The following is a 6,000-nucleotide window of genomic DNA, read 5'->3' as shown; positions in this document are numbered from 1 at the left end:
GCGCACGCCTTCGTTGATCATGTCGTCAACGATAATGGAGGCGCCCGGCCAGCGTACGCCCATGCCGACGCTGATAAAAACGGAGACGATGCCGGTGACCTGGCAGATCGGCCGATGACCGTTGGCGCACATGCGCGAGTTGATCAGGATCTGCGCCATGGAGTCGCGCGCGGCGGGGGACTCTTCGCGCAGGTAGGCCTCATGCATGGCCTGGATAAAATCCACGGGGTGGTAATAGGAGATGAACTGCAGGGCGTCGGCGACGCTCTGGATCAGGTCGTCTTGCTTGATCACGGTCATGCTTGGCGCTCCTTTTTGTAAAGGTAGGAGTAGGGCAGGAACTTCGAACAGCGCAGGGTCACGGCCCAGCGCAGGGCTATCAAGGTCAAAGGACAAGGCCAAAGCACAAGATAAAAAGGCGCGGCAGTATACCGCGCACGCGGTCAGGCGGACACCTGTACGGCCCCAGACCATGGTCGCCGATCGGTCATTTGAACCGACGAATGAACCCTGGGCTGACTCTAGGCATTCTGTGATCACAGGGGTAGAGTGGCGGCTAGATGCCAGCATGGGACGGAGCCCATAAACCCCATGAGCCTAAGTAGCCAGCGGGTAACCCAGCGATCTCTGCAAAGCCTGCTGCTGAAGCGTTTCGGCATGGCAGTGGCAACCTATGCGCTGACCGGGCTGTTGTGCTGGATCGGCGTATTTGCCGGGCTGTTTCATGCATCTCCCCTCACGGCTCTGGCCATCAGCGTCCTGGCCGCCCTTAGCCAGCTGGTATTTCTCGGGCTGTTTCTGTCGCGCATCAATCTGCGTTTGGCCGACCCCAGCCTGACTGAACCCCAGGTGCTGGTGGCGTTGGCCTGGCTGACCGTGCTGCTGTCGCTGTTCAACGAAGGGCGCGGCAGCATGCTGGTGATCTACCTGCTGATTCTGCTGTTCGGCGTATTCCAGTTGCCGCCACGGGTGTTCGCCCGTTGCGCGTTGTTTGCCTTTTTCGGCTTTGCCGGGCTGAACCTGTATGAAGCCTATACCCTGCAGCTGAGCGCGCCGCGTGTGGCGCTGATGCAGGCCAGTGTGCTGGCGGTGGTACTGGTCTGGCTGTGCCTGTTCGCCAGTTACGCTCAGGCCATGCGTCAGCGTATGCGCCAACGGCGTTTTGCCCTGCAGGCGCATCAGGACACCCTACGTGGCATGATGCGTCAGCTCGAAGACCTGGCTGCCACGGATGAGCTGACAGGCTTATGTAATCGCCGGCACTTCCTGCGCCTGGCCAGCCGTGAGCTTGAGGAGCTGCGCAATGGGCGCCAGCATGGTCTGGCGCTGCTCGATCTGGATCACTTCAAGCGGATCAACGATATCCATGGCCACGCCGCCGGGGATCGGGTTCTGCAAACCTTTGCCGCTGTCGCCCGCGCCTGCCTGCGCGACGGTGATGTGGTCGCCCGCTACGGCGGTGAGGAATTTGTGTTGTTGTTACCCAATACCGAAGCCGATCAGTTCACCGCCTGCTGCGAGCGCCTGCGTGAGGCGTTCAGCCGTGCTGAGCCGCTGGGTGTGAAGGTGGCCAGCCTGAGCGTGTCCATCGGCATGACCTTGCTGACCGTGCACGATGATCTCGACGAAGCCCTGCAACGTGCCGACCAGGCGCTGTACCAGGCCAAACGCGACGGGCGTAACCGTTGCGCGGCAACCTGGGAGGATGTGGATGCCTGAGTTACGGGTAGCGGAACGCTGCCTTGAGGTCGCCCCCGCCAGTAATTTGCTGGACAGCCTGCTGGCTGCCGGCATCGCCGTGCCCTACAGCTGCCGCGCCGGCAGTTGTCATGCCTGCCTGGTGCGTTGCGTGGGCGGCGAGTTACTCGATGGCAAACCGGAAGCCCTAGACGATGCGCGGCGCGAACAGGGCTGGCGTCTGGCCTGCCAGTGTCGGGTGGTTGCAGACGTGCAGATCGAGGTGTTCGACCCGCTGCGTGATGCGACTCCAGCCGTTATTCACAGTTGCGATTGGTTCAGCAGCGATGTGCTGCGTCTGCGCCTGACCCCACAGCGGCCACTGCGATATAGCGCCGGCCAGCACCTGCAACTCTGGACGGCGTGCGGCATTGCCCGACCCTATTCGCTGGCCAGCTTGCCGGGCGATGATCCTTGGCTGGAGTTCCATATCGACTGCCGCCAGGGCGGCGACTTTGCCACGGCAGCGCGGGCCTTTCAGCCGGGTGACAACCTGCGCTTGGGCGAATTGCGCGGTGCGGCGCTGCACTATGACCCGGACTGGCAAACCCGCCCGCTCTGGCTGATGGCCGCCGGCACCGGGCTGGCGCCGCTGTACGGGGTGCTGCGTGAAGCGCTACGCCAGGAGCATCAGGGCGCGGTCCGGGTTATTCACCTGGCCCATGATGCGTCCGCGCATTACCTGGCTGAGCCCCTGCGGGCATTGGCTGCCAGCCACCCCCAAGTGCAGGTCGAGCTGCTGGTGGCGGCCGAGTTGCCGGCTGCTTTGGCCGAACTGCGCCTTGTTTCACGGCAAACCATCGCCTTACTCTGCGGCCACCCCGACAGCGTCGAAACCTTTGCGCGCCGCCTGTATCTGGCGGGTTTACCGCGTAGCCAGGTTTTCGCTGACGTCTTTTTGCCCCACGCGCGCTAGCCGTTCAGGTTCTCAGCTCGCGGGTGGCCTGCCGTGAGGATTGATGATGAGCGAGCACCTACTGGTTGAGCGTGAGCAAGGGTTACTGACCCTGCGCATGCACCGCCCCGACAAGAAGAATGCCCTGACCCGCGCCATGTACAGCGGCATGGCCGAAGTGCTGGTGCAGGCCGATCAGGATAAAAGCGTGCGCGCCGTGCTGATCAGCGGCGGCGAGAGCTGCTTTACCAGCGGCAATGATGTCGCCGACTTTATCAAGGCGCCGCCCACCGGGCTGAACAGCGAAGTGTTCCAGTTTATGCAGGCGCTGTTCGAGTTCAGCAAACCCGTGGTGGCCGCAGTCAACGGCCCGGCGGTGGGCATCGGCACGACCATGCTGCTGCACTGCGACCTGGTATACGTCAGCCGTGATGCCACGTTGAAGATGCCCTTCGTCAACCTCGGCCTGTGTCCTGAGTACGGTTCCAGCCTGATTCTGCCGCGTTTGCTCGGCCACGCTCGAGCTGCCGAACTGCTGCTGCTCGGGCAGAGCTTTACCGGTGAACAGGCCGCAACCTGGGGCATCGCCAATCAGGCTTTGGATAGCGGCGCGGCAACCCTGGCCAAGGCTCGCGAAATGGCCCTGCGCTTTCAACAGTTGGCTCCAGCGGCAGTGGTCGATAGCAAACGCCTGATGCGTGCCCCGGACCGCGAGCAACTGCGCCGGGTAATCGAAGAGGAGGGCGCGCTGTTCGGCCAACGCCTGCGCTCGCCGGAAGCCATCGAGGCGCTGACCGCCTTTATGCAGCGGCGCACGCCGGACTTCAGCAAGTTCGTCTGATGCTTCGAGGCAAACAAAAAGGCCGCTCAATGAGCGGCCTTTTGCATTGCTAGCGGTTTAAACCAGCGCTTCGCCGACATGCAGCAGCTTCATGGTGTTGGTGCCGCCGATGGTGTGGTAGCTGTCGCCCTTGGTCAGAATCACCCAGTCGCCGGCCTGCACAACGCCACGCTTGAGCAACTCGTCCACTGCGGCCTGGCTGACTTCGGCAGGTTGCAGGGCAGCTGGGTCGAACGGCACGGTGTAGACGCCACGGAACATGGCCGCGCGGGCCTGGGTTTCGCGGTGCGGGGAGAAGGCGAAGATCGGCACCGAAGAACGGATGCGCGACATGATCAGCGGCGTGTAGCCACTTTCGGTCAGGGCGATAATCGCTTTCACACCGGGGAAGTGATTGGCCGTGTACATGGCCGCCAGGGCGATGCTTTCGTCGCAACGCTCGAACTCGGTGCCTATGCGGTGGCTGGACTTCTTGCTGGTCGGGTGTTTTTCCGCGCCCAGGCAGATGCGCGCCATGGCTTGTACCGCTTCCAGCGGGTAGGCGCCGGCGGCGCTTTCTGCCGAGAGCATCACCGCATCGGTGTAGTCGAGCACGGCGTTGGCCACGTCGGAGACTTCCGCGCGGGTCGGCATCGGGTTCTGGATCATCGACTCCATCATCTGCGTCGCCGTGATCACCGCCTTGTTGTGGCGGCGCGCGTGCAGGATGATTTTCTTCTGGATGCCGCACAGTTCGGCGTCGCCGATCTCCACACCCAGGTCACCACGGGCAACCATTACCGCATCACTGGCGCGGATCAAGCCATCGAGGGTTTCGTCATCGGCTACGGCTTCGGCGCGTTCGATCTTGGCCACCAGCCAGGCAGTACCGCCGGCTTCGTCGCGCAGCTTGCGTGCGTAGTGCATGTCGTCGGCATCGCGTGGGAAAGACACGGCCAGGTAATCCAGCTCCATCTCGGCAGCCAGTTTGATGTCGGCCTTGTCTTTTTCGGTCAGCGCTGGCGCGGTCAGACCGCCGCCACGGCGGTTGATGCCTTTGTGGTCGGACAGCGGGCCGCCGATGATCACTTCGCAGTGCAGGGCGTCGCTGGTGGCGCTGACGACGCGCATCACCACGCGGCCGTCGTCGAGCAGCAATTCGTCACCGACGCCGCAATCTTTGACCAGATCCGGGTAGTCGATGCCGACGATATCCTGGGTGCCGGCGGTGAGCGGGTGGCTGGTGGAGAAGGTGAAGCGGTCGCCGAGCTTCAGTTCAATGCGCTTGTTGGCGAATTTGGCGATGCGGATTTTCGGGCCTTGCAGGTCGCCGAGCAGGGCAACGTGGCGGCCATGCTTGGCGGCCAGCTCACGCACCAGTTTGGCGCGGGCTTTGTGCTCGTCTGGCGAGCCGTGGGAGAAGTTCAGGCGGGCGACATCCAGGCCAGCGATGATCAGCTGTTCAAGCACTTCGGGGCTGTTGCTGGAGGGGCCGAGGGTGGCGACGATTTTGGTGCGGCGAAAGGTCATGCACAGACTCCTGAGTTGCGAATGAGCACGAGGCTACTATGGCGCAACGCTGTAGTCATTGTTCCTCTGCACTACCTTGGCAGGCCTGCTAGCGATTGAGTGCCTGGTCCAGATGGCGGGCGGCCTTGTTGTTCAGCTCGCTGCTGGGGTATTGCACCAGCAGGCGGCGCAGGTAGGTGATGGCCTTGTCGCGGCTGGCTTGGGGGTTGTCCGGGGCCAGGTACATCAGGCCGAGCTGATACAGGGCCTTTTCCTTGATGTCGGCTGGGATGCCGGGGTCGCTCAAGGCCAGCAGGTACAACTCTTCGGCTTCGCTGACGCGATTTTTCAGCACGGCGCGACGTGACAGCAGGGTCATGTCTTGGTCGAGGCTGGGCTTGTACAGGTCGAGTTGCTGATTGGGCTTCCAGTGCGCCAGCAATTCGCGTGAGGTCTTGTGCACCGGTTCATTGGCGCGCTCGCGAATCATCACGATGCGCGCCTCGGCCCGTTCGGCGGCGCGGCTGGCAGGGAACTGGTTGAGCACCTGATAGAAGTAGTTGAGCGCCTTATTGTCATCGCGCTGCTCATTGAAACGGTTCATGTACAGCAAACCGATCTGGTACAGCGAAATGGCGCGCACTTCGTCGCTGAGTTTCTCGTCACGGTAGCCGGTGAGGTACAGCTGTTCGGCCTGCTCGCTTTTGGCATCGCGAATGGCTTGGGCGCTGTAGGTCAGCAAATCGCCTTCATCTTCGATGGCGGCGAGCATGCGGTTGTTTTTCAGGGTCTTGTATTCGACCACTTCGTTGGTGGTGATCTGCGCAATAAACAGCGGCGTGGTGGGCGAGCAGGCGCCCAACAGCGCGGTACACAGCAGCATTAGCAGGCGAGGCGACGACGACATGACAGCTCCTGGGCGCAATGGCCGTTGCGCGCCAGTCTAGTCAGGCGTATGGGTGCTGGCCAAGTGGCTGGCGGCATTACCCATCAGAGGATATGTTGCTGCAGAATTTTCCTGGGCAGTCGATACACTGCT

Annotated in this window: 6 protein-coding genes; 3 read left to right on the top strand and 3 right to left on the bottom strand. The window is 62.5% G+C overall.

What is annotated here, in order from left to right; all coding sequences use genetic code 11:
* The coding region (locus Q8M42_RS07185; protein ID WP_305283875.1) for a fumarate hydratase at nucleotides 1-300 on the bottom strand (300 nt) is incomplete at its 3' end.
* A 291-nt stretch (nucleotides 301-591) separates the two neighbouring features.
* Between Q8M42_RS07185 and Q8M42_RS07180 the strand changes: the two genes are divergently transcribed.
* From Q8M42_RS07180 to Q8M42_RS07170, 3 genes are read left to right on the top strand one after another with little or no spacing between them, the layout of a single operon-like run.
* On the top strand, nucleotides 592-1,719 hold the full coding sequence (locus tag Q8M42_RS07180; protein ID WP_304871014.1) for a diguanylate cyclase: 1,128 nt from the start codon (nucleotides 592-594) through the stop codon (nucleotides 1,717-1,719).
* Nucleotides 1,712-2,653: an iron-sulfur-binding ferredoxin reductase gene (locus tag Q8M42_RS07175; RefSeq protein ID WP_304871013.1), complete on the top strand. Its 942-nt coding sequence runs from the start codon at nucleotides 1,712-1,714 to the stop codon at nucleotides 2,651-2,653. The genes Q8M42_RS07180 and Q8M42_RS07175 overlap by 8 nt, the downstream gene beginning before the upstream one ends.
* A gap of 46 nt (nucleotides 2,654-2,699) precedes the next feature.
* The gene (locus Q8M42_RS07170) at nucleotides 2,700-3,473 is read left to right on the top strand and encodes an enoyl-CoA hydratase (RefSeq protein WP_304871012.1); all 774 of its coding nucleotides are present in this window, start codon (nucleotides 2,700-2,702) and stop codon (nucleotides 3,471-3,473) included.
* 57 nt (nucleotides 3,474-3,530) lie between these two features.
* On the opposite strand, the gene pyk is transcribed toward Q8M42_RS07170, so the two are convergent.
* Nucleotides 3,531-4,982, bottom strand: a complete 1,452-nt coding sequence (gene pyk / locus Q8M42_RS07165) for a pyruvate kinase (RefSeq protein ID WP_304871011.1) — start codon at nucleotides 4,980-4,982, stop codon at nucleotides 3,531-3,533.
* 88 nt (nucleotides 4,983-5,070) lie between these two features.
* On the bottom strand, nucleotides 5,071-5,868 hold the full coding sequence (locus Q8M42_RS07160; RefSeq protein ID WP_304871010.1) for a tetratricopeptide repeat protein: 798 nt from the start codon (nucleotides 5,866-5,868) through the stop codon (nucleotides 5,071-5,073).
* Nucleotides 5,869-6,000 lie beyond the last annotated feature (132 nt).

The sequence above is a fragment of the Pseudomonas sp. genome (assembly GCF_030684895.1).
Taxonomy (GTDB): domain Bacteria; phylum Pseudomonadota; class Gammaproteobacteria; order Pseudomonadales; family Pseudomonadaceae; genus Aquipseudomonas.
This window is presented reverse-complemented; position numbering and strand designations above follow the sequence as displayed.

Bases quoted from the DNA above. Each gene is read 5' to 3' on its own strand.
- Q8M42_RS07180 (WP_304871014.1), top strand. From the start codon at position 592: ATGAGCCTAAGTAGCCAGCGGGTAACCCAGCGATCTCTGCAAAGCCTG.
- Q8M42_RS07175 (WP_304871013.1), top strand. From the start codon at position 1,712: ATGCCTGAGTTACGGGTAGCGGAACGCTGCCTTGAGGTCGCCCCCGCC.
- Q8M42_RS07170 (WP_304871012.1), top strand. From the start codon at position 2,700: ATGAGCGAGCACCTACTGGTTGAGCGTGAGCAAGGGTTACTGACCCTG.
- pyk (WP_304871011.1), bottom strand. From the start codon at position 4,982: ATGACCTTTCGCCGCACCAAAATCGTCGCCACCCTCGGCCCCTCCAGC.
- Q8M42_RS07160 (WP_304871010.1), bottom strand. From the start codon at position 5,868: ATGTCGTCGTCGCCTCGCCTGCTAATGCTGCTGTGTACCGCGCTGTTG.